This window comes from Actinomadura sp. HBU206391 (genome assembly GCF_014323665.1).
Lineage (GTDB): Bacteria > Actinomycetota > Actinomycetes > Streptosporangiales > Streptosporangiaceae > Actinomadura_C.
The window spans coordinates 1-25502 of sequence record NZ_JABVEB010000049.1; the positions used below are offsets into that span (position 1 = coordinate 1).

The following is a 25502-nucleotide window of genomic DNA, read 5'->3' on the forward strand; positions in this document are numbered from 1 at the left end:
GATGACCAGCTTCTGGTTGGACAGCGCCGCGGCGATCGTCACCGCGATGCGCAGCGCCGACACGGTCGTCGACGCGGCCCGGTCGACGCCCCTGACGAGCTCGTCGTTGTTGCGGCGGACGGCGTCGAGGGCCAGGTAGCCCTGGGCGCACACGGCCAGCTGGGTCAGCAGGTCCTGGTGCTTCTGCCGGACCGGGAACAGCACGTCGGCGCGCAGCGCGTCCGCCCGCACCGGGTCGGCGACCTCGGCGATGCGCTGCTCGACGGCCTGATCGAGGGCCTCGGCCAGCAGCGCGTACTCCTGCAGCTTGCCCATCGTGGCCCACAGCGCCGCACGCTCGTTCTGGATGGCCGCGTTGTCGCGGCGCAGCTCGTCCTGGCCGGACCGCAGCGCGCGCACGGTCTTGTCGATGTTGACGCCCGCCGTCTGGTAGCGGGCCACGAAGTCACGCATCGCGTTGCCGAACGGCAGCCTGGACAGCAGCCGCCGCCCGGTGATCTTGCCGACGTCCTTGGGGTCGAGGTCCTCCACCGTACGGCGCAGCTCGACCAGCCCCTTGCCGACGCGCTGCTGGGCGTCGGCGGTCTCGCCCTTGGCTCCGGACAGCGACGCCACTGTACGGTTCAGCATCCGGCCCGCGAGCCGCTCCGACGCACGGACGTCGGCGTCGCCGAGCGTCGCCACGTCACCGATCTTGGTCATGAACTCGGGTGAGCGCGGGTCGAGCCCGGCGAGACCGTCGACGTAGGTCGCCGCGCGCTCGGTGAGCGCGGTGCGGGTGGCGTCGTCGACGGGGACCAGGGTCGCGGCCTTCTCGACCGGAATGGGGGTCACCGGCTCGGGGGGTGTGAGGACCAGGTCCCCACGGGTTTCCGTCATCAGGCTCCTTCAGCCATAGCTCTTCTCGACGGCTCGCAGCAGACGCTCGAGCGTCTCGTAGGAGGGGGTGTCGACGACATCGATGAGATTCGCCGCGACACCGATCTTGTGCTCGGCCACGACCCGGGCGAACTGGTCCGGGTTCGCGGTGCGGAAGCCGTACCGCGCGGCGAGGCGCTGCAGGTCGGGATCCGAGGTGAGCAGCCGGCCGACCTTGTCTCCGTTCTTCGTGAGCGGGACGAGGGTGTGCTTGGACAGCACGGTCGGCGAGGGGTACATCAGGACCATGCCGGGCTTGATCTCGCCCCGGACCGATCGGTCGACGAACTGTGCCTCGTACACGCAGACCAGCGGCGTCTTGCCCATGCCGATCGACAGGTAGTCCTCGAACGGGCCCTCGGTGGTGTTCTCCGTGTAGCCCTGGTCGAGGAAGAGCCTGCTGAGCAGGGGAAGCACCCGGGCCTCGGCCTGGGCGCCCTGGACGACCTCGCCGTCGTTGGCCGCGTACGCGGCGATCGAGAGGTACATCGCCGCCGAGTTGGAGGTGCGCGGGTCGGTCGTGGAGACCAGCACGTTCTTGCGCACCGGGTAGGCGGTGTTGCCCGCCAGCTGGTCCCACCGGATGCCCTTGCCGACCAGGTCGAGGTAGCGCCGGACGTCGAAGGAGTAGACGCCGCCCGGGCCCTTCTCTGCCACGCCCGCCTTGGCGAGCACCTCGACGATCGGCTGGAACGTGGCGATCGCCATCGGCGAGGAGAACGGCGCGTACTTCGCAGAGATCTTGCGTTCGCGCTGGATGCGGTCGGCCGCCGGCGAGCTGGACGGGAAGGCGAAGTCATAGCGGGAGAGATCGATCGAGGTGGCGATCTGCCGTGAGCCGGCCGGATCGGCCTCGATCTTCAGCCCCTGGCGCTCCAGCGCCTTCCGTACCTGTGGATCGGCGAAGAACGCCTGTTTCTCCGAGCCGATCATGCCGCGGACGGTCGTGAGCCCGGACCCACCGATGCGATCACCCAGTACGATCACAATCGCGACGCCGATCGCAAGCCCCGCCGCGAGAAGTAGTGAAATGCCCCGTTTCATTTAGGGCTGATCATCCTGGTCCGGCCCGTACGGCGGGCGAGCGCCGGATGACCGGGCGCTTAAGAACAGTTGACCGGCAGATTACGGCTAGGGAACGCGGCCCTTTTTGAGCACCCGTTCCAGCGCCTCCGCGACCTCTTCGGACAGCCCCGGCGCTCCAGGGCCGGAGACGTCACCGGCGGGGCTGTCGGCCTCCCGCACGTGACCGCAGTCGCGGCACTCCACCTCGCCCAGCCGGCAGACCAGGACGGCCGAGCCGCAGGACGCGCACCGGTCGAGCTCAGCCGTCCAGTCATGGACGGCCTGGCAGCCGGGACAGACCAGGACCTGCCGGTCCGCCCGCACCCCGCGCCGCCATGGACTCGCGCCCCGTGCGGGGTCGGTCTGCCGAGCCCCGCATCGGTAGCAGGGCATCGCGCCTCCATGCTGATCCCCGGCCCTCTCGCGAGGACCGGCCCGGCCGATCCGCGGGCGGGCCCTCACGTCGGAGGACCCGCCCGGCGGGTCAGAGCTCTGCGAGCGCCTTGCGGTAGTCGCCGATGTCGCGAGCGTCAGGAATCGCGTTCGATACCTTCCAGCGCACGACGCCCTCCTTGTCGATGATGAAGGTGCCGCGGGTGGCGAGGCCGGCCTTGTCGTCGAAGACGCCGTAGGACCGGGCCACCTCCCCGTGCGGCCAGAAGTCCGACAGCAGCGGGAACTCGTACCTCTCCTGGTCCGCCCATGCCCGATGGGAGAACACCGAGTCGACCGACACGGCCACGACCTGTACGTCGTCCTGGTCACCGAGCGTCGGCAGTTCATCCCGGATCGTGCACAGTTCGCCCGTGCAGATACCGCTGAACGCGAGCGGATAAAAGACGAGAACGACGTCCTTCTTCCCGCGGAAGTCCGAAAGCTTCACCGGTGTACCGTGCTGATCCTTCAGCTCGAAGTCCGGCGCGCTGTCACCCACCTCGACCGCCATGGCAGTTCCTTTCGTCAACCTGAGATGTCCGGGGGCAAGTCTGCCACCGCCCAGGCCGGCGTGCTCAGCGGCGGGTCTTGGGCGCCACCAGGCGAGTTCCGGACCAGTCCCTGGCGGCACTCACGCTGCTCGTCTGGGACAGGCCCGCGATCGGGGCGGCCTCGCCGATGTCGCTCGGTTCGACATGCCCGTCCCGGCCCGCCTTGGGTGTCAGCAGCCAGACGTGCCCACCGCCTGTGACGGCCGTCATCGCGTCGATCAGGCCCTCCACCAGATCGCCGTCTTCGTCGCGCCACCACAGCAGCACGACATCGACCACTTCCTCGTAGTCCTCGTCGACCAGCTCGGTCCCGGTGACCGTCTCGATGGAGCTGCGCAGCTCATCGTCACAGTCATCGTCGTAGCCGATCTCCTGCACCACCTGGCTGGCCTTGAAGCCGAGCCGTTCGGCCAGGCTGCGCTCAGTCTGCGCCTGACCCGCGGTCGCGCTCACGAACGTCCTCCCAATGTCGTCGGGCCGCACCATTGTTTCTCCGGTCCCCGGCGGGGACCTTTCCGCTGCGCCGTGCGGTATTGCGGGACAGTCCACACAAGTGACCACCCCAAGCGCAAGTGTCTAACCGGCATCTGAATGAACCTGGCCACTTCAGTCAGGCTCCCGCGAGGAAGGACAGCCGCACCTGCCGCTCCGCGTTATCGACATTCAGGTCCACGACGGACACCGACTGCCACGTACCAAGAGCCATCCGTCCGTCGATGACCGGAATCGTCGCATACGGAGGCACGAGTGCGGGCATCACGTGCGATCGTCCATGTCCGGTCGACCCGTGGGCGTGCCGCCACCGATCATCGGCCGGCAACAGCTCACGGAGCGCGGCGAGCAGATCGGTGTCGCTGCCCGCACCCAGTTCGATCAGGGCCACCCCCGCGGTGGCGTGCGGCACGAACACGTGCAGCAGCCCGTCCCCGGCCGCCGAGGCGGCGAACTTCTCGCACTCCGCGGTGATGTCCACCACCGCCTCACGGCCGCCTGTGGCCACATTGATCACTGTTGTCCTCATAGACACCTGTTCACCCCGCCCGTGCCGAACACGCCCGAGCGTGGCGTCAGACCTCCCCGATGTTCTCGGCGTGACCGGATTCCACGACGGCGTCCGGCCCGGGGAATACCAGTCCGGTGTGGCCATCGTCGAACCGCACGACGTACGGCGGCTCGCCGGAATCGCCACGCACCTCGATGATGTCTCCGCTCTTGTCCGGCTGGCCCACCGTGTTGCGATGGACGTGCAGCCGGTCTCCCACTATCGCCTGCATGTCACCAGCCTCTAACGAGTTCGGCCGGACGCCAAGAGGCAGAAGGAAGATCTGCGCGTACCTGCAGGTTACCGTGGAGTAGAGATGCGTTAGCGGTCATGAGGTATCACCATGGACAGCAGCAGCACCGACGAACAGTCGAGGCAGAATTTCGGCTAGCAAGAGGGGACCCCGTGGCTTCCGGACGCCAGCGCTTTTCGATCATCAGCGACGGTCTTCCGAGCCAGCTCCCGGACATCGACCCCGATGAGACCCGGGAATGGCTGGAATCACTCGACACGGTCATCAAGACCGAGGGCCGCACCCGTGCGCGCTACCTGATGTTGCGGCTGCTGGAACGCGCCCGCGAGCAGCAGGTCGGCGTGCCGAGCCTGCGCAGCACCGACTACATCAACACGATCCCGCCGGAGCACGAACCCTGGTTCCCGGGTGACGAGCACATAGAGCGACGCGTCCGCGCCTACATCCGGTGGAACGCGGCGATCATGGTGTCGCGGGCCAACCGCCCGGAGCTGTCGGTCGGCGGGCACATCGCCACGTACGCCTCGGCGGCGTCCCTCTACGAGGTCGGCTTCAACCACTTCTTCCGCGGCAAGGACCATGGCGAGTCCGGCGACCAGGTCTTCTTCCAGGGCCACGCCGCCCCGGGGATCTACGCCAGGGCCTTCCTCGAGGGCAGGCTGCCCGAGGCACGGCTCGACGGGTTCCGCCAGGAGATCTCGCACCCGAGCGGTGGCCTATCCTCCTACCCGCACCCTCGGCTCATGCCGGACTTCTGGGAGTTCCCGACCGTCTCCATGGGCCTCGGGGCGATCGACGCGATCTACCAGGCGCGGTTCAACCGGTATCTGCTGGCCCGTCAGATCAAGGACACCTCGCGCTCGCACGTCTGGTCCTTCCTCGGCGACGGCGAGATGGACGAGCCCGAGTCGCTCGGCGCGATCGGCATGGCCGCCCGCGAGGAGCTCGACAACCTGACCTTCATCGTCAATTGCAACCTGCAGCGGCTGGACGGCCCCGTCCGCGGCAACGGCAAGATCATTCAGGAGCTGGAATCGTTCTTCCGCGGCGCCGGCTGGAATGTGATCAAGGTGATCTGGGGCCGCGACTGGGACCCGCTGCTGGCCCAGGACGTCGACGGCGCCCTCGTCAACAAGATGAACACCACGCCGGACGGGCAGTTCCAGACGTTCTCGGTGGAGAAGGGCTCCTACATCCGCGAGCGCTTCTTCGGCGACGACCCGCGGCTGCGCAAGATGATCGAGCACCTGTCCGACGACGACATCAGCAAGCTGTCGCGCGGCGGGCATGACTACCGCAAGGTCTACGCGGCCTTCAAGGCGGCGCGAGAGCACGTCGGCCAGCCGACGGTGATCCTGGCGCACACCATCAAGGGATGGACCCTCGGCCCCGACTTCGAGGCCCGGATGTCCAGCCACCAGATGAAGAAGCTCAGCAAGAACGAGCTCAAGGCGTTCCGCGACCGGCTCTTCCTGGAGATCCCCGACTCGGCGCTCGAAGCCGACCTGCCGCCCTACTACCACCCGGGCCAGGACTCCGAAGAGATCCAGTACATGCAGGAGCGCCGCGCCGCTCTCGGCGGCTACCTGCCCAAGCGGGTGGTGCGCGCCAAGCCGCTGAAGCTCCCCGGCGACCCGGTCTACAAGGAGCTCAAGCAGGGCTCGGGCAAGCAGGCGGTCGCCACCACGATGGCGTTCGTACGGCTGCTCAAGGACCTCATGAAGGACAAGGAGATCGGCCACCGGTTCGTGCCGATCATCCCCGACGAGGCCCGTACGTTCGGCATGGACTCGCTGTTCCCCACGGCGAAGATCTACGCGCCGAACGGGCAGACCTACGAGCCGGCCGACCGGCATCTGATGCTGTCGTACAAGGAGTCCGACAAGGGGCAGATCCTGCACGAGGGGATCAGCGAGGCCGGCGCGATGGCCTCGATGACGGCCGCCTCAACGGCCTACGCCACCCACGGCGAGCACATGATCCCGATCTACATCTTCTACTCGATGTTCGGGTTCCAGCGGACCGGCGACCAGATGTGGGCGCTCGGCGACCAGATGGGCCGCGGCTTCCTGCTCGGCGCCACCGCCGGCCGCACCACGCTGACCGGTGAGGGCCTGCAGCACAACGACGGGCACTCGCCGCTGCTCGCCTCGACCAACCCCGCGTGCGTCTACTACGACCCCGCGTGGTCGTTCGAGGTGTCCTACATCGTGCAGGACGCGCTGCGCCGGATGTACGGCTCCAGCGAGGAGCACCCGGACGGCGAGAACATCTTCTACTACCTCACCATCTACAACGAGCCGTACGTCCAGCCGACCGCGCCCGAGGGCGTCGACGCGCAGGCGCTGCTCAAGGGGCTGTACCACTACGCCGACGCCCCGGAGGCGGCCGGTGACGGAGAACGCCCGCGCGCGCAGATCCTCGCGTCGGGGGTCGCCGGCCGGTGGGCGCTGGAGGCTCAGCGGATGCTCGCCGAGGACTGGGGGGTCGCGGCCGACGTGTGGTCGGCGACCTCCTGGACCGAGCTGCGCCGCGAGGCCATGGACTGCGACTCCTGGAACCTGCTGCACCCCGACGAGGACCAGCGGGTGCCGTACGTCACGCAGGCGCTCAACGGCGCTCCGGGCCCGATCGTCGCGGTGAGCGACTTCATGCGAGCGGTGCCCGACCAGATCGCCCGCTGGGTGCCGGGCGACTACTCCTCGCTCGGCACGGACGGCTTCGGCTTCTCCGACACCCGCGCGGCGGCCCGCCGGTTCTTCCACGTCGACGCGGCCTCGACCACCCTGGCGGTGCTCACCCGGCTGGTCCAGCGTGGTGAGCTCAAGTCCGAGACGCTGCAGCAGGCGATCGAGCGCTACCAGCTCGGCGAGGGCGCGGGGGCCGTGGTCGGCCCGGACGCCACCCCCGCCGAGACCAACACCGACACGATGCAGACCGGCTGATCCGGTTCGCGCAGCGTTCGAAGGCGCCCCCGTCGTGGTGACGGGGGCGCCTTCGTGCGTGGGTGTGCTGTTCTCGGCCCCCTGAGACCGGCTCATGGCCGCTGAGTCTCTTCCAGGCCGGGCTTTGCCGCTGAGGCCGTTCCAGATCGTCTCCGGCGGCCTCAGGCGTTCCGGCCGTACGGGCAGTTCAGCCGCGCCGGTCCAACCCGTACAAGCCGGGCTTCAACCCGTGCACGCAGGTTCAAGCCATTCAAATCGGTTCAAGCAGCTTCGAACCGCTACAGATCAGCTCAGGCCGGCGGAGTCCGGAGCCGGTGCAGCCGGAGCGCGAGCTGGAGCTCCAGCGCACGATCAGGCTCCTGCCAGTTCTCGCCCAGCAGCTGACCGATCCGGTCCAGCCGCTGGGTCACCGTGTTGACGTGGATGTGCAGCCGCTCGGCGGTGCGTGACAGGCTGCCGCCGCTCCCGAAGTAGGCCTCCAGCGTCTGCACCAGGCCGGTGCCCCGCCGCGCGTCGTAGTCGAGCACCGGCCCGAGCGCCGAGGCGAGAAAGCCCACGACGTCGCGATTGTCGCCGACCAGCAGGCCGACGAAACCGAGCTCGTCGGCGCTGGCGGCCTCGCCGCGCCGGCCGAGCGCGATCAGCGCGTCCGTGCAGCGCTGTGCCTCCTGAAAGGCGGCGGCCACCTGGTCGAACCGGATGACCGGCCCGGCCGCACCGGCCGTCGCGGCTACGCCGAGCGACGTACCGAGTTCCTTGGCCACCCGGCGGGCGACGGCCCCGGGCTCCTCACCGGGCAGCAGTAGCACCACCTCATCGCCCCGGAGGGCGACGAGCCCCCGCTCGACGGCCGCGTGGGAGGCCGCCCAGAACGCCGCGCGCTCACGCCGGCCCGGCCGGTGCGGCTCCCCCGCGTCGTCCGCGGGCCTGGCCACGACCACCACATGGGGCGCGCCGACGTCGACACTGACGAGCCGGGCCCGGCGGGCGAGCGCATCAGGGTCCGACAGCCTCCCGGCGAGCAGATCGTCGAGCAGCTCGCCCCGCACCCTGCCCTCGGCCTCGGCCACCGTCCGACCGAACAGCAGCAGGAGCGCGGTGACGAGCGCGGCCCGCTCGAGGATGCGCTGGTCGGTGTCCTGCACGTCCTCTTCGGTGCGCAGCACGAGGGTTCCGAGTGCCTCGGCGCCGGCGGTGACCGAGGCCACCCAGAGTTCGCCGCGCCGTACCGTACGCCCGACACCGCGCGAGGAGGCGACCGCAGCCGCCACATCGGCCTCGTCGAGGTCCCCCACGGCACCGACCGCGGCGAGTCGCCGGCCGTCGGCGTCGAGGACGAGCAGAGCGCCGCCCAGCACGTCGATCACGACGGCTGCGACATCCTCGACGCCGCCGCCTCGTACGACGAGGTCGGTCATGCGGTCGTGCGCCAGCGCCGCGCGTTCGACGGCCGCGCTGTGCGCCCGGATGAACTCGTTGGCCGTGCTCAGCTCCTCCAGCGCCGCCCGGGTCTCCTCCAGCAGCCGGGCGTTGTCCATCGCCACGGCGGCGTGCGCGGCCAGGGAGGAGAGCAGCACGACCTCCTCCTGGGCGAACGGGCGAGCGCTGCGGTTGGCCGCGAACAGCACCCCGATGCCCCTCGGGCCGAGCCGCATCGGCACGCCGAGGATCGCGACGATGCCCTCCTCGTGGACGGCGCTGTCGATGGTGCTCAGATGGTTGAACCGCTCGTCGGCGAAGTAGTCCGGGGTCGTGTAGGGCACCGCCGTCTGGTCCACCAGGCCCCCGAGCCCGGCGCCCGCCGGCAGCCGTACGGCCCGGAACGCGGCCGACACCGAGCCGTCCGTCACGCGCATGTACGTGTCGCCGCGCTCGTCGTCGTGCAGCGTCATGTACGACACATCGGCCTTGAGCAGCTGCCGGGCCCTGCGCACGATCGCCTCGAGCACCGAGTCGAGATCACGCAGACCGGCGAGGTCGCTCGCCGTGTCGAACAGCGCCGAGAGCTCGGCCTCGCGGCGGGCCCGACGCTCGAGCAGCGCCCGCACCCGGAGCGCCGCCACCTTCGCCCGGTCGAGCTCCGCGAGCACCTCGGCGCTCGCTCCCGCCGCCCGGGCCTCCAGCAGCGGACCCTCGAACTCGACCGCAGAGGCCTCGCGCGCCAGAAGCTCCAGGAATGTACGACATGACATGCGATTCATTGTCCGCCGGTTCAGTGAGCGGTCCATCCGCCGTCGATGGTCAGTGAGGCACCGGTGATCATCGATGCGTGCGGAGAACAGAGATAGGTGACGAGCTCGGCGACCTCGTCCGGCTCGATGAGCCGCTTGACCGCCGCCTTGGCCAGCATGATCTGCTCGACGACCTGGTCGGGCGGCAGGTCATGGGTCCGGGCCTGGTCGGCGATCTGATCCTCGACCAGGGGCGTACGGACGTACGCCGGGTTGACGCAGTTGGAGGTCACGCCATGGACGGCCCCCTCGAGGGCGATCACCTTGGAGAGGCCCTCCAGAGCGTGCTTGGCCGTCACGTACGCGGATTTGTACGGCGAGGCGCGCAGCCCGTGCACGGACGAGACGTTGATGATCCGGCCCCAGCCGTTCTCGTACATGCCGGGCAGGGCGCGCCGCACGATGCGAAAGGGCGCCTCGACCATGATCCGCATGATGCGGGCGAACTCCTCCGGCGGGAACGCCTCCAGCGGCGCCACGTGCTGGAGCCCGGCGTTGTTCACCACGATGTCGGCAGAGGCGTCGAGCTCGTCGACCGCGACCATGTCGGATAGATCCACCGGCCGGGCCGTACCGCCGATGTCCTCCGCGGCCTCCACAGCGGCCTCCGCCCGGATGTCGACGATCACCACATCGGCTCCGGCGGCGGCGAGCCGGCGCGCGCACGCACGCCCGATCCCGCTCGCCGCACCGGTCACAAGAGCACGCCTGCCGGCCAGATTCAGGTCGGCGGACCCACGGGCCGCCGCATGCGGACTCAAGCTCGTCATGGACGCAGAACCTACGGAGACCACCTGCCGCCTCCCATGTGTCGGGCCGACACATTCAGTGCCTTGACGGTGTGGTCCACACAGGTGCGCGGACGGCCATGTGCGGCAGCCACGACCACCGCACGCCGCGACCCACAGAGAGGGGCCGATGGTGTGGTCTGCCCGTCTCGTCCCCGTCTCGTCCGATGCGCATTGACCCGAGGGTTTACTAGCGCCGTTGACGCTGTGTCCCTGATGCGCTACCTCTGGTCGGACGGGTGGAAGGGGCGCGTGCGGCATGGCCGGTACGAAGGTGGACGTACAGGCGGTTCAGGCGGAACTCAACGCCATTTGCAGTCGGATGACCGGTGTCACGCGCCTCATGGGCCCGCAGGTCTGGCAGGGCGGCTCGGCCGGGAACTTCACCACCGATCTTCAAGGCCACAACCGGTCACTGGATCTCATGATGTTGCGTGTCTTGAGGGCGGTGGCGGCGCTCAACGATCTGGTCATGGTCCTCGACCCGCCGGACATACCGAGCGTCACCCCTCAACCCGCGTTGTCCAATGGGATCGCATCGGTGTCCCCGAACGGGCTGCGGCAGTTGGAGTCGAACCTGCGTTTCGCTGCGGAGGCGCTGCCCCGCCACGGAAGCCGTATCCAGGCGTTACTTTCGGCGGCCGGCCCACATGACGTGAGCACGGTTCAGTGCACGCGCGCCGCCGCATGGTGCTCCGACCAGGCCCGCCAGATGCGGACGCGGATCCACTATGCCCTGGCCAGCGACAACGTCAGCCCGATGCTCGGCGTGATGAACCGTGGGCTGACTCAGATTCCCGACACCGCCCGGTTCGGGCGCTCTGAGCTGGAACAGCTCGCCAAGCTCCAGGCACAGGCGTACCGCAAGAATCTGGAACACCCGTCCGAGGGATCGCAGGCGGCGCTGGCGGACATCGGTGAATCGCTACAGGAGAACAGCAAAGACGGAAAGTACCTCAAAACATTCTTCGACGCGGTGCCCGCCGACTCGATCGGCAAGCTGGCAATCACGCTCAGCAGGCAGCACAAGGATGAAGGTCTGGTCCGGAAGACCATCCTCGACAGCAAGGACAAGCAGATCCTTGCGAACTTCGGTACCGCTGTTGCCGCAGCGAGCCGCAAGAAGGTGCTGAACCGACGGGTCCAGGACGCTCTCGGCAGCAGTGGTGGCGTGGACATGTGGTCATCGGCGATGCTGCTGAAGATGGGCCCGCCAGGCAAGGACTGGGATCCGGAGTTCTTGGCGGGTATGACCAATTCGATCCTTGCCTGGAGCCGCCGGCAGCGCGAAGCATACATGCCGCACCCTCCTCCGAGCCCGCCGTATGAGACGTTCAGAAAGCCTTTCAATGACACTGAACAGTGGGCTCTGGATCTCGGCCTCAATTCGGCCGACCCGATGACCGCCAGTCAGCATAGAGCAAAGGTCAAGCACGTCACTGCCCAATGGGACCCGGTCATCCCAGTACTCAAGCGCGCTACAGAGAACGGAACCGCAGCGCGATTGTCATTGGGAAACTACAAGGATCCTGCGAGTTCGGCCCGCGCGGCTGGTGACCTCATCGATCCGCTGTGGTTAGAACGTCATCCCAACGAGGATCTCGAGTCGCAGGTCAACGAATTCCTGAAGGCGGCCACCACTGCGAAGCGTGGCGGATCCGACGATATGCGCATGGCGGCACAATCATTCGCCAGCATCTTGGACGCGGTCAGCAAACTTCCAGATCGCCGCGAGTCGGTAAAGATCGTCATCCCAGCCGAAACACGTCACACTCTCACGCACATTGCGGGAGCTTACGGCCACGATCTGATGCGCTCGGTTGCGCTTGCCAATACATCCAACGGCGCAGTAAGCATTACGCCACCTAACGACAAGTATTGGCTGACACTGAGTAACCCGCAGTACGTTCAAACTTTCCTACAGAAAGTCCTCATCGATCCGGAGGATCTGGGTTACTTCAAAGGCGTCACTGACGCGCTTACGGTTACAGCGGTCGATCTCCAGTCTAAGGGTAAGACAGGCGATCAAGATCTTATTCCGCTTATCGGGCGCCTGCAAGCCGCCCGACAACTTGCGGAGAACGCACACCGCCTTGAGGGCGCCCAAGAAAAGGACCGGCAGGCTAAAATCCGTAAGGCTGCATTCGATGTAGCACTGAATTACTTCGGCCAGTTGCCGACCGTGGGATACGGCAAGGACATCGGCAAGGAGCACACCGGATTGCAGAAGACACAGCAACTTGTTGACCACACACAGCCATTCATGGACAGCGCGATGGGTAAAGCGGAGAAAAACAGGAGCGGCATCCTGTTCGCCGGAAACGAAGGCCTAGCCCGGCAAATGAATCAAGCTTCCATCGATGACGCCAGAGTACGCATGCGAAACCTAGTGATCCAAGGGTTGATCAACGCCGGTGAGCTCACACCTCCGAAGGATGCCACCTGGCTGGAAAGCGGCGTGGTGGTACCTGTGAGCGATATCAATAAATCGGGGGCCGATGAGCGAACCAACCTGGATGTGTTCGCCGGAAATCACTCGAAGACGATCAACGCTTACCGCGATAGCATGCTGGACGTCTTTAATGCAAGTTTGCAGGTCGACAAGACCGGCACCCCGCAGTAGGACTATTTACTCGACGGGCAGCCCTACGGCTATAATTCGACTACAATCTCGATCTGCCACGTACAGTTGGTTATTATGGATCAACAATGCAGAAGGTCGCCGGAGCGGAAACTCTCTGGGGATTCGGGTTTGCTGCTGAGGTTGCGGCGGCGGTGACGCCGTGCAGTCAACGTCACCGATAAGGACAGCACGCACGGCCCCGTCTCGCCGGAGGTGCATGATGTGTCCAGAACGGGCCGCGGAGATACCAATCCAGATCCCCCCGCTCCCATCAGGGGCAAGCGACGTCGGGATGCTGTCTTCAGGCTCGCTTTCCGACCGGATCTTCCACGTTTGGACAACCGACTTATCATGTACTGCGACGACAGCAGCCCTAGTGGCTATCAGGAGCGTTCCCCGACTCTGGCCAGCGGCTGCGACCTCGACTTTCCCTTCTACTTGCGCGGGGAGCTCGACTCGCTTAAGTCTTGGCTTGCCCTTCAGGGAGAGTGTGTACAGATGTCCGGCCGCAACGATGAGTGGGGCGCCCTGACGGCCGCGTGCCAACTGCCCGTCCTCAGTGCCCATCTGCCGCGTCAGAGTACCGAGATACTGTGCAGTGCCGTCCCGTCGCACCACACTCAGTCCCCCAACCCAATCAAGCATAAGGTAGTCATCATTCGGCAATAGCAATGAGGAATGCGGAGAGCCTATGATGTTGATCATATTCTGTTGGGCAGATTTAGACGGATAGGGCAGCGTTGTCCCGTCAGCGTTGACTGCGTTTATCGCTGATCCCTGAGATGCGCTGAGAAACAGAAGATCGCCGTTCTTCGTCGCGTCCAAAGCGAGTGGCCGACTGATGCCGGCGACCAGCGCTCGCCCCCTATTGGTGCCTTCCCGCCCATTCCCGGCAACCGCGATCACTTCACCGGGCGAGGCCACCGGGCGGCGGACGAGCGTTGGACTCGTAGCGGGGCCGCCAGAACCCGACGTACAGGCGGTGATCGCAGCAAGGCCGGTTCCGATGAGGGTGATGCTGATGCGGCGCACGGATCCGATAATGGCAGGGACTCGCACGCTACGGAACAAGCGCGGTCGTACCGGATGCATACTGAGCCTTTTTCATCTGTCGTGAGCCTCGCGGTTTTGTAGGACGTGGATGGCCTTGGCGAGGTGCCCGGCGCGGTGTGGGCAGCAGCGGAGTTTCCGTAGGATCCGCCAGGTCTTGAGCTGGGCATTTGCGCGTTCGCTGGGGGCGCGTAGCTTGGCGTGGGCGCGGTTGGCCAGCTTCTGGGACTCGGGTTTGTTCTTGCCGCGGTAGGGGGTGATGACGTGCTGGCCTGCGCCGATGTAGCCCTTGTCGACCAGGACGATCAGCCCGGCCTTCTCCAGCTCGCGTAGAACTCCCCAGATCCGGGCGGCCTTCAGGTCGTGAACGCTGCCGGGCAGCGCACCCGATACCCACAGGATGGTGCCGTCCGGGGAGGAGATGACCTGCAGGTTCATTCCGTGGTGCTTGTGCTTGCCCGAGTAGAACGGCCGGTCGGCGGCGACCCGGTCGATCGGGATGAGGGTGCCATCGATGACCACGAAGGCGTGCCCCTCCTTCTTCGCCTTGCGCAGCGCGTGGTGCAGCTTCGGAGACCGTGCGGCCAGCAGTTCCACGGTCTCCTCGACATACCGCCAGGCAGTCGCGGTGGACACCCCGAACCCGGCTGCGATCTCGGCAAACGTGTCGCCTTTGCGCAGGTAGACCAGCACGAGCAGCGCTTGGCGACCTGGGTTGAGCAATCTCCACGCCGACCCGATGCTCTGGCGATGGCGGCGGATCACCCCGCCGGTGTAGGTCAGGGTCGAACGCGACAACGGCAGCGCAGCACGATAAAAAAGCATCTGAAGCCTCTGGTCTGGCGAACTGATCTTGGTCGACAGCTCTCCTACCAGGGGCTTCGCTTTATCCAGAGGTAGACACGCGCCCGCGATCACCCTGTGTCCCGACGCACCACAAGATCAGGATGAAAAAGGCTCACTGCTCCCGTCGTCTGGCCACCCGCTCACTGATCGATTGCGGCCTACCAAGAGCCCATGCTCAGGTCAGCGCAAGTTGATGACGCGTCGAGAGGTTCAGCCGCCGGAATTTCGCCGTTCCTGCTCCAGGAACAGCTCCACTGACTCCCGGTAGAAGCGGAGTCGGCCCGTTGGCGTACGGGTGTATTCGATCAGTCCGCGTGATGCCCAGCCGACGACTGTCGAACGGGCCACTTTGAAGATGCGGGCGACTTCGAGCGTGGTCAGCAGGTCAGGCTCGTCGCTCATGCCGTGAAGACCGCGGTGACGGTCCTGCCATGGGTGCTGCCGTGCCAACCCCAGCTGGTCGCGTACGCGGCAACCGTATGAAGCCCACGGCCGCTCTCGGCCAGAGGCTCGGGCCGAGTCGGCTGGGGGTGGCCGACTCCTCCCTGGTCGGTGACCGATACGGCCGCGCCATCGGGCCAGCTCCATATCTGGACGAGGGCGAGTCCGCCGGGGCGGCCGGAGTTCGTGTGCCGGACGGCGTTGGCGAAGAGCTCGGCCAGGACCTGTACGAGATCGTTCGTCAGGCGGCCGTCACCGAGCAGCACTGTCGCGAACTGCCGGACAAGGTGCGCCTCGTCCGGCCGACCGGGGAACGACCGTCGCCAGCACAACGCGTCGGTGGGGATCGGGAGGTGGGTCGCGCTCGTGAGCGTCGTCATGTCTTCTGGCTCCTTGTCATGAGCAGATCCGCGGCCTGAACGGCCAAGCCGGGTGACTCACGCCCAGGGGGCGTCGAACCGGCGAGACGAAGCGAGGGGGACAGCCGTCTCGCCGGAGTATGGAGCTGAGTGCGGGACTGCTCAGGGCTGTCCCGGCTCGTGGGCGTCGCTGGTGTGTTGTTCCGGGCGGCCCGCCAAAATGTCGTATTTTGCTCTCTGTGTTCATAGGACTTCACTATGTGATTCCTGTGCTGCTCAATAGTGCGGACGTATCGCCGTGAGCGCAAGCGGTACGCAGCGAAAAATTACGTTGAGTCTGATTGCCTGAGCGGATGGTGACCGGCACACTGGTGACGGCATCGCAACGGGAGGTGACGTGAAAGCGGACACGCCATCACTGCGGCAGCGCTGGCTTGGGGCCAAGCTGGCTGACCTTCGTCAGCAGGCCGGCTTCACCCTGCTATCTGATGCGGCGGCGAAGGTCGGGCGGTCCACGGCGTCGCTCAGTCGGATCGAGAACGGGGTCGTCTCCATCCCACCTCGCGATGTCCCGCCGATCCTGGATGCGTATGGGGTTAGAGACCCACGACTCCGCGAGAGATTAATGATCGTCGCAGCTGAGATCCAGCAGGAGCGTCGGGGTTGGTGGGTCGAACACGGAGACGTGCTTTCGCCGTCGTACATCGACTTGATCCGACTCGAGGCATCGGCACGGGAGATCTGGACGTATGAGGTCCAGATCGTACCTGGGCTCCTTCAGACGGACGCCTACGCGCGTGCTGCGGCCTTGGCTTCTTGGGAGCCGAGCGCTGACGAACTGGACGAATTCGTCGGAGTACGGATGAGCCGTAAGGCCGTTCTGACCCGAGATGAACCGGCGACGCTCCGCGTCGTCCTTGGTGAGGCGGCCCTTCGGAACCGTCTCGGTGGGCGAGATGCCTTCCGGGCTCAGTTGGCTCACCTGCGTGAGTGCGCCGGCCGGCCGAACATCTCCCTGCAGATCCTTCCATTCACCGATCAGCCACATCCCGGCATCTCAGGCGCCTTTACGGTTCTGCGGTTGCCGAGCCTGGATGTGGCTCATGTTGAGCTGATGAGTAGTGACGCGTACATCGAAGATCAGGATGGCGTCCAACAGCATGTAGAGGCCTTCAAGCGCCTCGCCGATCTGGCACTGAGTCCTGCGGCGTCGGAGCGACTCATCTCTGAGACGATCGATAAGCTCTGATTAGGCGATTCGTCCGGAGGTGCCGTAATGGACGGTAATCATCACTCGGAAGACGTCTGGCGTAAGAGCACACGGAGTGCCAGTCAGAGCAACTGCGTAGAGGTCGCCGGACTCAAGCGACGTCATGTAGAGGTTCGTGACTCCAAGGATCCCCACGGCGCCGTCCTGACCTTCGGAGACGGGACTTGGCGGACCTTCCTGGCTCAGGTGAAAGACGGGTCATTGGACCTGTAGCCAGCGCTTCGTCGTGCGGCGAGAGGAAGACGATCAAGCATTGGGGTAGCCAGGGGTGCCGCAATGCTTGATCGAATCGCGGTTGTCCACATTCCCTCCGCCGCTCCCCACGCACTCTGCCCGGCCCGCACTCTAGACGGGTGCTCGATGAGGTCCTGGCGCGGCAGGAGGGCGTGGTCGCCCGATGGCAGGTGCTGGCCTGTGGGCTGACCGCCGGGGCCCTCAAGGCCCGCGTCAGCGGCGGACGATGGCAGCGGATCTACGCCGGCGTCTACGCCGCCTTCAGCGGGCCGCCGTCCCGCGGGGCGATCCTGTGGGCCGCCGTGCTGCGTGCCGGGCCGGACGCGGTGCTGAGTCACCACACGGCAGCGGAGCTGGACGGCCTTACCGATGACGTTCGGCCGGAGGTCCACGTCACGGTCCCCTCCGATCGCTACGTGACGGTACAGCCACCAGCGGCCGATCGGGAGCGGTGGTCTCCGCCGTCGATCCGCGTGCACTACTCCAGCCGGTTGGCGGCGGCCCGGCATCCGATGCGTGAGCCGCCACGCACGCGGATCGAGGAGACCGTTCTCGATCTGACCCAGATCGACGCCCGCCCCCGGCGCGACGGACGCCATGGACGGGATCGGGCGTGTGGTGGCCGCGGGGGTCTCGACGAGGCCATCGCCTGGATCGCCGCGGCCTGCCAGCGGCGGCTGACCACGGCCGATCGGCTGCTGGCCGCGATGTCGGCACGGGCGTGGATGCGGTGGCGCGCCGAGTTGACCGCCGCCCTCACCGATATCGGCGGCGGAGCCCATACGCTCCTGGAGCTGCGCTATGTCCGCTACGTCGAACGTCCGCACCAGCTGCCGCAAGGTCTCCGGCAGGTTGCCGTCGGCCCGCCAGGCGCGGACCCCGGCGATCCGCGCCCGGATCCAGGGGGTCCGTGCGGCGACGGCCGGCGGCGCTATCGCGACATCGACTATCCGGACTACCGGACCGCCGTGGAACTCGACGGATGGTTCACCCATCCGCTCGAACGCAGATGGCTGGACATGGACCGGGACAACCTCACCGTCGCTCGCGGGGAGGTGCCGCTGCGGTTCGGTTGGGACCACGTCACCCGGTCGCCGTGCCGGGTCGCCGCCCTGGTCGCCTTCGTCCTCAACCAGCGCGGCTGGACGGGAACCGCGAACCCGTGCGGGCCGGGTTGCGAGGTCCCGATGCGAGGTCCCGCGGCCATGACGATCAAGGATCGGGGCAGCCCAGGGTGCCCCGATCCTTGATCGTCTCGGTGCGGGCCCGGCCCTAGCCGCCCAGCGCCCTCACCATCGCCACGATGGCCTGCATCTGCTTGCCGGACTTCACGTCGTACGACGTGTCACCGCCGAAGCCCCACCAGTTCCAGCAGCCGTTGGGGTTGCCTCCGGTCCAGCTCGACGCCGTGGCCTGCGGATAGAGGACGATCATGGCGTTGGAGTCGGCGTATTCGTTGAGATACGCCTTGTCCATGAACTTGTTGCCGATCGCGCCGTTCTCGAAGCCCTGCAGGCAGCCGTGCAGCGCGACCATGAGCTTGCAGCTCGCCCCGCCCGCGCAGCTCGCCGGCACGTACGCGAAACCGTTCGCGCCCATGCTGATCGAGCTCGCGCTGCCGCCCGGGGCGTAGGCACTCTGGCCGAACTGCACCAGTTTCCCGTTCAACGCGGACACCGGCGCGGCGACGGAGCCGAACAAGTGCGTCAGCATCGAGCGCTGCGGGTCGTCGCCGCAGTTGTTGACGTACGGCGTGTAGCTCGCGTTGCAGGGGTTCGGGCCGATCGGGCTGACCCAGGCGTGCCCCGCCGGCGAGGTCTTGTTGTAGGAGACGCCCGCGCCGAAGTCGCCATAGAACGCCGCGAGGGAGTCGTTCACCGACTCCTTCACCGTGGCGTCGCCCCGGCCGTGGTAGATCCACACCTTGTCGCCGCCGAGGTTGGCGACCGGGTCGATCCGGCCCTGCTGGGCGCGGGTCCGGGTGGCCTGCTCCAGGCCGGCGACGTTGATCGGGTAGAGGTTGTTCATGCAGGCCAGCTGCGCGGTGGTGAGATTGCCCTGGGCGCATCCGTACGGCCCGGCGGTGAAGATGCCGGCGCCGCGGAACGTACCCGAGTAGGCGACGTGCAGTTGCGTGGCCATGTAGCCGCCGGAGGAGACTCCGGCCGCGTAGACGCCGCTGATGGAGTGGCGGGTGAGGGAGCCCGGGGTCGGCGGCGGCACCGCCGCCCCGGCCGGGCCGGCACCGATGAGGGTGCCGCGCCCGGTGCTGGACAGTGCGTCGAGCCCGGGGCTCGGCACGGTGCCGAGCCCGGTGAGCGTCAGGGCGGCGGCGAGGGTGGCCGCGGCACGGCGGAGTGCGGATCTCATGCTGACCTCTTCCTTTCGGGGTGGGTCCGCGAGATCGGCCGGTCGGCCCGGGCGGCCGGTCAACGGAAGACTCTCCGTTCGGAGAGCCCGCCTTTCGGAGGCCCCGCCTTCGGAGAGCCCGCCATTCGGCGGAGGTGCCCGCCTTTCGGGGGGACCTCCGGCTTACGGAGGGCTCTGCCTTTCGAAGGGGCTCCGCTGACCGGCCGGGCCGGTCAGCCGGTCAGCGAACAGGTGTTGGCGAGGTCCCCCGAGGTCGGTCGCGGCAGCGTGGCACTCGGCGGCGGCGCGTGGCCGCCTCCCGTCCAGGTCTCGAGTGCGGTGAACGCCGACCGCATGCAGGGCAGGATCGGCCGGAGCCGGTCCGGGTAGGTGTCGTACAGGCCGTCGACGTGGTTGCCGGCCTCGATCCGGTAGTAGCGGTGCTGCTTCGCGCCGCCACGCTGCTTGATCATCTTGGCGTACAGGTCGGAGTCGGTGCCGATCGGCAGGAGCGTGTCGAAGGTGCCGTGCAGGGTGATGAGCGGCTTGCGGATCTTCCCGGTCAGCGCGATGCGCTCCACCGCGCGGCGCACCTCCTTCGGCCGGGAGGCGTAGTCGTAGTCGGCGTCGCACGCCGGGGTGCCCGGAGCGCAGAACGGGGTGCCGGCCTCGGTGGCGCCGTCGAAGCCCGGGTCGAGCTCCTCACGGTAGATCCGCTGGGTGAGGTCCCAGTAGACCTTGTAGTGGTAGTCCCACAGGAACTCCGAGCCCGGCGCGAAGCCCGCCTTGAGCAGCTTGGCGTGGGCGGCCGGGTCGCCGGTGGCGGCGTAGCCGGGGTAGGCCGTCAGGGCGTCCGGCAGGTAGGTGAGCAGGTTGGGGCCGTCGGCGCGCCAGAGTGTGCCCTCGGAGTCGATCCCCCCGTCGTAGAGCCAGGGCCGGTTCTCCAGCTGCCACCGCACCAGGTAGCCGCCGTTGGAGATGCCGGCAGCGTACGTCTTCTCCGGCGTACGGCCGTAGCGCTGGGCGACCAGGGCCTTGGCGGCCACGGTCAGCTGGGTCACGCGGTCGTTCCACTCCACCAGGGCGTCGCCCGGCCGGGTGCCGTCCTGGTAGAACGCCGCGCCGCTGTTGCCCTTGTCGGTGGCCGCGAAGGCGTAGCCCTTCGCCAGCACCCAGTCGGAGATGGTGTAGTCGTTGGCGTACTGGCGCCGCGTTCCCGGCGAGCCGGCGACGACGAGCCCGCCGTTCCAGTTGTCGGGCAGCCGGATCACGAACTGCGAGTCGTGGTTCCAGCCGTTGTTCGTGTTGAAGGTCGAGGTGTCGGGGAAGTAGCCGTCGAGCTGGACGCCGGGCACACCGGACGGGTTCTTCGCGCCCGCCGGGTGCAGGCCGGCCCAGTCGCCGGGGACGGTGTGGCCGGTCGCCGTGGTGCCTGCGGTGGTCAGGTCGTCGAGGCAGGCCGACACCTGCTTCTCCGCACCGGGCACGGTGATCCGGTCGATCCGGGCACAGTGCCCGCCCGGCGCGTGCGCGGCCGAGCCGGCGGGGGCGGCGGGCGCGGCCGACGCGGACGCCGCTGCGAACGGCGACGCCCCTATCGCCAGCGCCGCCGCGACGGCGAGCGTTCTGCGGATGGACGGCGTGGACGGCATGGAGGTCTCCTCGGGATTCAGCGGGTGATGAGGGTGGGTTCGGTCGCCTCGCGCACCTCGTGCTCGGTGACGCCGGGGGCGACCTCGCGCAGGACGAGGCCCTCCGGGGTCACGTCGATGACGGCGAGATCGGTGATGATCTGGTCGACCACGCCGCGTCCGGTCAGCGGCAGCGAGCACTCTTGGACGATCTTGTACGAGCCGTCCCGCGCGAGATGCTCCATGAGCACGATGACGCGTCCGGCGCCGTGCACGAGGTCCATGGCCCCGCCCATCCCCTTGATCATCTTTCCGGGGACCGCCCAGTTGGCGAGGTCGCCGCCACCGGAGACCTGCATGCCGCCGAGGATGGCCGCGTCGAGCCTGCCCCCGCGGATCAGGCCGAACGACAGCGCCGAGTCGAAGAAGGACGCGCCCGCGAGCGTGGTCACCGTCTCCTTGCCGGCGTTGACCAGGTCGGGGTCCTCCTCGCCCTCGTACGGGTAGGGGCCGACCCCGAGGATGCCGTTCTCGCTGTGCAGCACGACCTCGACGCCGTCCGGCAGGAAGCCCGGCACCAGCGTGGGCAGCCCGATGCCGAGGTTGACGTACGAGCCGGGGGCGAGCTCGCGGGCCGCGCGGGCGGCCATCTGGTCGCGGGTGAGCGCCATCAGCGCACCTGCCCTTCGGCCGGCCTCGCGGCCGATCCTTCGGTGGGCCCTGCGACCGGCCGGGCGGCGGGCTCGGTGGAGGTACCCGGGGGCCGGGACCGTGTCGTCGCCTTTTCGATTCTCTTGGCCGGCCGGCCCACGGGCACGATTCGGTCGACGAAGATCCCGGGTAGCTGGATCTCGTCGGGGCTCAGGTCGGCGACCTCCTCGACCTGAGCGATGGTGACCCGCCCGGCCATGGCGGCGAGCGGGTTGAAGTTGCGCGCCGAGGAGTGGAAGACGAGGTTGCCGTGGCGGTCGCCGCGGGCCGCGTGCACCAGCGCGAAGTCGGTGGTGATCGCCTCGGCCAGCACGTACTCCCGGCCGCCGAACTCGCGCACCTCGCCGGGCGGGGAGGCCACCTCGACCGAGCCGTCCGGGCCGTACCGCCAGGGCAGGCCGCCGTCGGCGATCTGAGTACCGGCCCCGGCAGGCGTGTAGAAGGCGGGGATGCCGCAGCCGCCCGCCCGCAGCCGCTCGGCCAGGGTGCCCTGCGGCACGAGCTCGACCTCGAGCTCACCGGCGAGGTACTGCCGAGCGAACTCCTTGTTCTCCCCCACGTACGAACTCGTCATGCGGGTGATGCGGCCCTCGGCCAGCAGCACGCCGAGGCCCCAGTCGTCGACCCCGCAGTTGTTGGAGACGACCCGCAGGTCCGTGCGCCCGCTCTGGCGCACGGCCTCGATCAGCTCCATCGGGACGCCGCACAATCCGAAGCCGCCGACGGCGAGCGACGCGCCGTCGGGGATGTCGGCCACCGCCGCCGCGAGCGACGTCACCACTTTGTCCATACTGTTTCGCCTCTGTGTCGGGAAAGACGGTCGAGCCGGACCGTATGGAAACCGGCGGGCGTGTTCCTACGTGTCGAATCCACATATCCAGCGGCGATGGAATGTGGTGGCGACTCCTTCAGATCATGATGTGGGTCACACCTGTAGGCGCAGTGCCGAATATGTGCCGCCATCACATGGCCCGGTCGTCGGCGGCCACCTAGCGTTCCCCGACAACCACCCCGGTGCGCGTTTCGTAATCACCGGGTCACCCCCATGAAATGGCGAGGAGGGCGCATGACGACGGCCCCCATCTTGATGGCCCGGGGTCTGGCGAAGGAGTTCCGCGGCTTCCGGGCCGTCGACGGTGTGGACCTCGACGTGGCCGAGGGCAAGGTGCACGCGCTCGTCGGCCCGAACGGCGCCGGCAAGACTACGCTGTTCAACCTGCTGACCGGCTTCCTGAAGCCCACCGCCGGCCGGATCACCCTCGGCGGGCAGGACCTCACCGGCAAGAACCCCGAGCAGGTGGCGCGGCTCGGCGTGGCCCGCTCGTTCCAGATCACGAGCCTGTTCACGCAGATGACCGCACGCGGGCACCTGGAACTGGCGCTGGCGAGCTCGACCTCGCTGGGCTGGCGGTTCTGGCGGTCCGACCGGCTGCTTGCCCGCTTCCGCGACCGTGCGCTGGAGCTGCTCGACCAGGTCGGGCTGGCCGATCACGCCGAGGTGCCCGCGGGCAACCTCGCGTACGGCCGCAAGCGCGCCCTGGAACTCGCCCTCGCATTGGCCCTCGACCCCAAGGTCCTGCTGCTGGACGAGCCGACCGCGGGCATGGGCATGGAGGACATCGACCGCACGGTGCAGTTGATCCATCAGGTCCGCACCGGCCGTACGGTCGTCCTCGTCGAGCACAACATGACGGTGGTCTCCAGCCTCGCCGACCAGGTGACGGTTCTGCAGCACGGCCAGGTCCTCGTCGAGGGCCCCTACGCCGAGATCCGGCACGACCCCCGTGTGATCAGCGCCTATCTGGGAGACGCCGATGTTGCGCATTGACGGCCTGTCCGCCTGGTACGGCGAGGCGCAGGTGCTTCGCGAGGTGTCGCTCGAGGTGGCCAAAGGCGAGATCGTCACGCTCGTGGGCCGCAACGGCGCCGGCAAGACCACACTGCTCCGCAGCATGATGGGCCTGCACGGCCGCTCGTCCGGTGTCGTCGAGTTCCTCGGTCAGGACGTCTCCGGTCAGGCCACACACCGCAGGGTGCGGCGCGGGCTCGGTTACGTGCCGGACGACCGCGGCGTCTACGCCACCCTCAGCGTGGAAGAGAACCTCACCCTGCCGCCCGCGGTTGGTCCCGACCCGTGGTCGCTCGACCAGGTGTACGAGACCTTCCCGCGCCTGCGCGAACGCCGCCGTTCTCCCGGCACCAAGCTGTCCGGCGGCGAGCAGCAGATGCTCGCCCTCGCACGCGTGCTGCGGATGGGCGCGCGACTGCTGCTGTGCGACGAGCCCACCGAGGGGCTGTCTCCGCTCATCGTCCAGCAGATCGGCTCCATTCTGCGCGACGTCAAGGAGCAGGGGGTGACGGTGCTGCTCATCGAGCAGAACGTGCACTTCGCCCAGACGGTGGCCGATCGGCACTACCTGCTCGCGGAAGGGCGAATCGTCGAGTCTCTGGAGAACTCCGAGATGCGCGCCCGTGAGAACGAACTTCTCGAATACCTGGGAATCTGAAGGAGACTGGATATGAATCGCATGGGTCAAGCGGCCGCGGTCGCGGTCGCCGGAGCGCTGCTCGCCGCTTGCGGTGGAGGACCTGGCGGAGGCGGCGGCAAGATCAGCGACGACAAGGTCGTGCTGGCGGTGCTCAACGACCAGTCGGCGATCTACTCCGACCTGTCCGGCAAGGCGAGCGTCGAGTCGGTCAAGATGGCGGTCGCCGACTACAAGGCGAAGTACGGCGACAAGGCCGTCACCAAGAACATCGACGTCATCACCGCCGACCACCAGAACAAGCCGGACGTCGCGAACTCCAAGGCCCAGGAGCTGTACGACCGCCAGCGCGCGGACATCATCTTCGACGTGCCCAACTCGGCGGCGGCGCTGGCCGTGGCCAACGTGGCGAAGTCGAAGAAGAAGGTGTTCATGAACATCGGCGCGGCCACCACGGCCCTCGAAGGCGCCAGCTGCAACAAGTACACCTTCCACTACGGCTACAACACGTACATGCTGGCCCAGGGCACCGGAGACGCCGTCACCAAGGACGGCGGAAAGAACTGGTACCTCGTCTACCCGGACTACGCGTTCGGGCAGGACATGCAGAAGAGCTTCACCGCGGCGATCACCAAGGCGGGCGGCAAGATCGTGAAGGCCGACCCGACGCCCTTCCCCAACGACAACTTCTCCACCTTCCTGCTGAAGGCGCCGGGGCTCAGCCCCAAGCCCGAGGTGCTGGGCGCCATGCAGGCCGGCGGTGACCTGGTCAACCTGGTGAAGCAGTACAACGAGTACAAGCTGAAGGACAAGGGCATCGACCTGGCCGTCGGCCTGATGTTCATCACCGACATCCACTCGCTCGGTTCGGACGCGCTGGCCGGTACCAAGTTCAGCGAGGCGTGGTTCTGGAACGCCACCCCGGAGAACCGTGCCTGGGCGGACAAGTTCCAGGCCAAGGCGAACAAGCGGCCGAGCTTCGCGCACGCCGCCAACTACTCCGCGGCGACTCAGTACCTCGAGGCGCTCCAGCGCGGCGGCACCGACAACGCCGACGAGATCGTGAAGAACCTCGAGGGCCAGAAGGTCAACGACGTCTTCGCCAAGAACGGGACCATTCGCGCCCAGGATCACCTGCTCCTGCACGACGCCTACCTCGCCGAGGTCAAGCCGGCCAGTGAGGTCAAGGAGCCCTGGGACTACGAGAAGATCCTGACCACCATCCCGGCGGACCAGGCCTTCCAGCCCGCCGACCCCGCCTGCAAGTTCTAAAG

Annotated in this window: 24 protein-coding genes; 8 read left to right on the forward strand and 16 right to left on the reverse strand. The window is 67.5% G+C overall.

The features are described 5' to 3' along the window. The 7 genes from HKK72_RS17225 to HKK72_RS17255 all read right to left on the reverse strand — a co-directional run. A partial coding sequence (locus tag HKK72_RS17225; RefSeq protein WP_187235397.1) for a toxic anion resistance protein occupies window positions 1-879 on the reverse strand: 879 nt, incomplete at its 3' end. Window positions 880-888: 9 nt separating this feature from the next. Beyond that, window positions 889-1851, reverse strand: coding sequence for a hypothetical protein (locus tag HKK72_RS17230; protein WP_261986903.1), 963 nt, complete (start codon window positions 1849-1851; stop codon window positions 889-891). A gap of 198 nt (window positions 1852-2049) precedes the next feature. Then, entirely contained in the window at window positions 2050-2376 is a 327-nt protein-coding gene (locus HKK72_RS17235) for a hypothetical protein (protein WP_187235399.1), read from the reverse strand. A 91-nt stretch (window positions 2377-2467) separates the two neighbouring features. Continuing rightward, complete coding sequence (locus HKK72_RS17240; RefSeq protein WP_187235400.1) at window positions 2468-2929, reverse strand: peroxiredoxin; 462 nt, start codon at window positions 2927-2929, stop codon at window positions 2468-2470. A 64-nt stretch (window positions 2930-2993) separates the two neighbouring features. Next, window positions 2994-3422, reverse strand: a complete 429-nt coding sequence (locus tag HKK72_RS17245; protein ID WP_187235401.1) for a DUF3052 domain-containing protein — start codon at window positions 3420-3422, stop codon at window positions 2994-2996. Between the two features lie 157 nt (window positions 3423-3579). Next, on the reverse strand, window positions 3580-3990 hold the full coding sequence (locus tag HKK72_RS17250; protein ID WP_187235402.1) for a secondary thiamine-phosphate synthase enzyme YjbQ: 411 nt from the start codon (window positions 3988-3990) through the stop codon (window positions 3580-3582). Between the two features lie 46 nt (window positions 3991-4036). Further along, window positions 4037-4243 (reverse strand): DUF1918 domain-containing protein, encoded by a 207-nt coding sequence (locus tag HKK72_RS17255; RefSeq protein ID WP_187235403.1) that lies wholly within the window; start codon window positions 4241-4243, stop codon window positions 4037-4039. 173 nt (window positions 4244-4416) lie between these two features. Here HKK72_RS17255 and aceE point away from each other — a divergent pair, with 173 nt between their 5' ends. After that, on the forward strand, window positions 4417-7209 hold the full coding sequence (gene aceE / locus HKK72_RS17260) for a pyruvate dehydrogenase (acetyl-transferring), homodimeric type (RefSeq protein ID WP_187235404.1): 2793 nt from the start codon (window positions 4417-4419) through the stop codon (window positions 7207-7209). Window positions 7210-7499: 290 nt separating this feature from the next. Here aceE and HKK72_RS17265 read toward each other — a convergent pair whose 3' ends face one another. Both HKK72_RS17265 and HKK72_RS17270 read right to left on the reverse strand, forming a co-directional pair. Continuing rightward, entirely contained in the window at window positions 7500-9401 is a 1902-nt protein-coding gene (locus HKK72_RS17265) for a helix-turn-helix domain-containing protein (RefSeq protein ID WP_261986904.1), read from the reverse strand. 20 nt (window positions 9402-9421) lie between these two features. Continuing rightward, a complete protein-coding gene (locus HKK72_RS17270) occupies window positions 9422-10210 on the reverse strand; it encodes a 3-hydroxybutyrate dehydrogenase (protein ID WP_187235406.1) in 789 nt (262 codons plus the stop codon). Between the two features lie 277 nt (window positions 10211-10487). On the opposite strand from HKK72_RS17270, the gene HKK72_RS17275 reads away from it, so the two are divergent. Further along, window positions 10488-12851, forward strand: a complete 2364-nt coding sequence (locus HKK72_RS17275) for a hypothetical protein (RefSeq protein WP_187235407.1) — start codon at window positions 10488-10490, stop codon at window positions 12849-12851. A gap of 1104 nt (window positions 12852-13955) precedes the next feature. On the opposite strand, the gene HKK72_RS17280 is transcribed toward HKK72_RS17275, so the two are convergent. The 3 genes from HKK72_RS17280 to HKK72_RS17290 all read right to left on the reverse strand — a co-directional run bounded on the left by HKK72_RS17280 (window position 13956) and on the right by HKK72_RS17290 (window position 15568). Further along, the gene (locus HKK72_RS17280) at window positions 13956-14726 is read right to left on the reverse strand and encodes a transposase family protein (protein WP_187235408.1); all 771 of its coding nucleotides are present in this window, start codon (window positions 14724-14726) and stop codon (window positions 13956-13958) included. A 231-nt stretch (window positions 14727-14957) separates the two neighbouring features. Beyond that, the gene (locus tag HKK72_RS17285; RefSeq protein ID WP_187235409.1) at window positions 14958-15149 is read right to left on the reverse strand and encodes a helix-turn-helix domain-containing protein; all 192 of its coding nucleotides are present in this window, start codon (window positions 15147-15149) and stop codon (window positions 14958-14960) included. Further along, window positions 15146-15568, reverse strand: a complete 423-nt coding sequence (locus tag HKK72_RS17290) for an ATP-binding protein (protein ID WP_187235410.1) — start codon at window positions 15566-15568, stop codon at window positions 15146-15148. The genes HKK72_RS17285 and HKK72_RS17290 overlap by 4 nt, the downstream gene beginning before the upstream one ends. Before the next feature lie 376 nt (window positions 15569-15944). On the opposite strand from HKK72_RS17290, the gene HKK72_RS17295 reads away from it, so the two are divergent. From HKK72_RS17295 to HKK72_RS17305, 3 genes are all read left to right on the forward strand, one after another. Further along, on the forward strand, window positions 15945-16796 hold the full coding sequence (locus HKK72_RS17295; RefSeq protein WP_187235411.1) for a helix-turn-helix domain-containing protein: 852 nt from the start codon (window positions 15945-15947) through the stop codon (window positions 16794-16796). Between the two features lie 27 nt (window positions 16797-16823). Beyond that, window positions 16824-17030: a DUF397 domain-containing protein gene (locus tag HKK72_RS17300; protein ID WP_187235412.1), complete on the forward strand. Its 207-nt coding sequence runs from the start codon at window positions 16824-16826 to the stop codon at window positions 17028-17030. 140 nt (window positions 17031-17170) lie between these two features. Then, window positions 17171-18301, forward strand: a complete 1131-nt coding sequence (locus tag HKK72_RS17305) for a hypothetical protein (RefSeq protein ID WP_187235413.1) — start codon at window positions 17171-17173, stop codon at window positions 18299-18301. Window positions 18302-18323: 22 nt separating this feature from the next. On the opposite strand, the gene HKK72_RS17310 is transcribed toward HKK72_RS17305, so the two are convergent. From HKK72_RS17310 to HKK72_RS17325, 4 genes are all read right to left on the reverse strand, one after another. Then, window positions 18324-19421 (reverse strand): PHB depolymerase family esterase, encoded by a 1098-nt coding sequence (locus HKK72_RS17310; RefSeq protein ID WP_187235414.1) that lies wholly within the window; start codon window positions 19419-19421, stop codon window positions 18324-18326. Between the two features lie 212 nt (window positions 19422-19633). Next, on the reverse strand, window positions 19634-21052 hold the full coding sequence (locus HKK72_RS17315) for a tannase/feruloyl esterase family alpha/beta hydrolase (protein ID WP_187235415.1): 1419 nt from the start codon (window positions 21050-21052) through the stop codon (window positions 19634-19636). Window positions 21053-21069: 17 nt separating this feature from the next. Further along, the gene (locus HKK72_RS17320; protein WP_187235416.1) at window positions 21070-21702 is read right to left on the reverse strand and encodes a CoA transferase subunit B; all 633 of its coding nucleotides are present in this window, start codon (window positions 21700-21702) and stop codon (window positions 21070-21072) included. Then, window positions 21702-22532, reverse strand: a complete 831-nt coding sequence (locus tag HKK72_RS17325; protein ID WP_187235417.1) for a CoA transferase subunit A — start codon at window positions 22530-22532, stop codon at window positions 21702-21704. Before HKK72_RS17325 ends, HKK72_RS17320 begins: the two co-directional genes overlap by 1 nt. Window positions 22533-22808: 276 nt before the next feature. Here HKK72_RS17325 and HKK72_RS17330 point away from each other — a divergent pair, with 276 nt between their 5' ends. The 3 genes from HKK72_RS17330 to HKK72_RS17340 are packed head-to-tail and all read left to right on the forward strand — an operon-like array spanning window position 22809 to window position 25500. Beyond that, complete coding sequence (locus HKK72_RS17330) at window positions 22809-23570, forward strand: ABC transporter ATP-binding protein (RefSeq protein ID WP_187235418.1); 762 nt, start codon at window positions 22809-22811, stop codon at window positions 23568-23570. Then, a complete protein-coding gene (locus HKK72_RS17335) occupies window positions 23557-24249 on the forward strand; it encodes an ABC transporter ATP-binding protein (protein ID WP_187235419.1) in 693 nt (230 codons plus the stop codon). Before HKK72_RS17330 ends, HKK72_RS17335 begins: the two co-directional genes overlap by 14 nt. A 12-nt stretch (window positions 24250-24261) precedes the next feature. Then, window positions 24262-25500, forward strand: coding sequence for an ABC transporter substrate-binding protein (locus tag HKK72_RS17340; RefSeq protein WP_187235420.1), 1239 nt, complete (start codon window positions 24262-24264; stop codon window positions 25498-25500). Window positions 25501-25502 lie beyond the last annotated feature (2 nt).

Excerpts from the sequence above, each read along its gene's own strand:
- HKK72_RS17230 (WP_261986903.1), bottom strand. The coding sequence starts at position 1,851 with ATGATCGGCTCGGAGAAACAGGCGTTCTTCGCCGATCCACAGGTACGG.
- HKK72_RS17235 (WP_187235399.1), bottom strand. The coding sequence starts at position 2,376 with ATGCCCTGCTACCGATGCGGGGCTCGGCAGACCGACCCCGCACGGGGC.
- HKK72_RS17240 (WP_187235400.1), bottom strand. The coding sequence starts at position 2,929 with ATGGCGGTCGAGGTGGGTGACAGCGCGCCGGACTTCGAGCTGAAGGAT.
- HKK72_RS17250 (WP_187235402.1), bottom strand. The coding sequence starts at position 3,990 with ATGAGGACAACAGTGATCAATGTGGCCACAGGCGGCCGTGAGGCGGTG.
- HKK72_RS17255 (WP_187235403.1), bottom strand. The coding sequence starts at position 4,243 with ATGCAGGCGATAGTGGGAGACCGGCTGCACGTCCATCGCAACACGGTG.
- HKK72_RS17265 (WP_261986904.1), bottom strand. The coding sequence starts at position 9,401 with ATGTCATGTCGTACATTCCTGGAGCTTCTGGCGCGCGAGGCCTCTGCG.
- HKK72_RS17270 (WP_187235406.1), bottom strand. The coding sequence starts at position 10,210 with ATGACGAGCTTGAGTCCGCATGCGGCGGCCCGTGGGTCCGCCGACCTG.
- HKK72_RS17275 (WP_187235407.1), top strand. The coding sequence starts at position 10,488 with ATGGCCGGTACGAAGGTGGACGTACAGGCGGTTCAGGCGGAACTCAAC.
- HKK72_RS17280 (WP_187235408.1), bottom strand. The coding sequence starts at position 14,726 with ATGCTTTTTTATCGTGCTGCGCTGCCGTTGTCGCGTTCGACCCTGACC.
- HKK72_RS17285 (WP_187235409.1), bottom strand. The coding sequence starts at position 15,149 with ATGAGCGACGAGCCTGACCTGCTGACCACGCTCGAAGTCGCCCGCATC.
- HKK72_RS17290 (WP_187235410.1), bottom strand. The coding sequence starts at position 15,568 with ATGACGACGCTCACGAGCGCGACCCACCTCCCGATCCCCACCGACGCG.
- HKK72_RS17300 (WP_187235412.1), top strand. The coding sequence starts at position 16,824 with ATGGACGGTAATCATCACTCGGAAGACGTCTGGCGTAAGAGCACACGG.
- HKK72_RS17310 (WP_187235414.1), bottom strand. The coding sequence starts at position 19,421 with ATGAGATCCGCACTCCGCCGTGCCGCGGCCACCCTCGCCGCCGCCCTG.
- HKK72_RS17315 (WP_187235415.1), bottom strand. The coding sequence starts at position 21,052 with ATGCCGTCCACGCCGTCCATCCGCAGAACGCTCGCCGTCGCGGCGGCG.
- HKK72_RS17320 (WP_187235416.1), bottom strand. The coding sequence starts at position 21,702 with ATGGCGCTCACCCGCGACCAGATGGCCGCCCGCGCGGCCCGCGAGCTC.
- HKK72_RS17325 (WP_187235417.1), bottom strand. The coding sequence starts at position 22,532 with ATGGACAAAGTGGTGACGTCGCTCGCGGCGGCGGTGGCCGACATCCCC.
- HKK72_RS17330 (WP_187235418.1), top strand. The coding sequence starts at position 22,809 with ATGACGACGGCCCCCATCTTGATGGCCCGGGGTCTGGCGAAGGAGTTC.
- HKK72_RS17335 (WP_187235419.1), top strand. The coding sequence starts at position 23,557 with ATGTTGCGCATTGACGGCCTGTCCGCCTGGTACGGCGAGGCGCAGGTG.
- HKK72_RS17340 (WP_187235420.1), top strand. The coding sequence starts at position 24,262 with ATGAATCGCATGGGTCAAGCGGCCGCGGTCGCGGTCGCCGGAGCGCTG.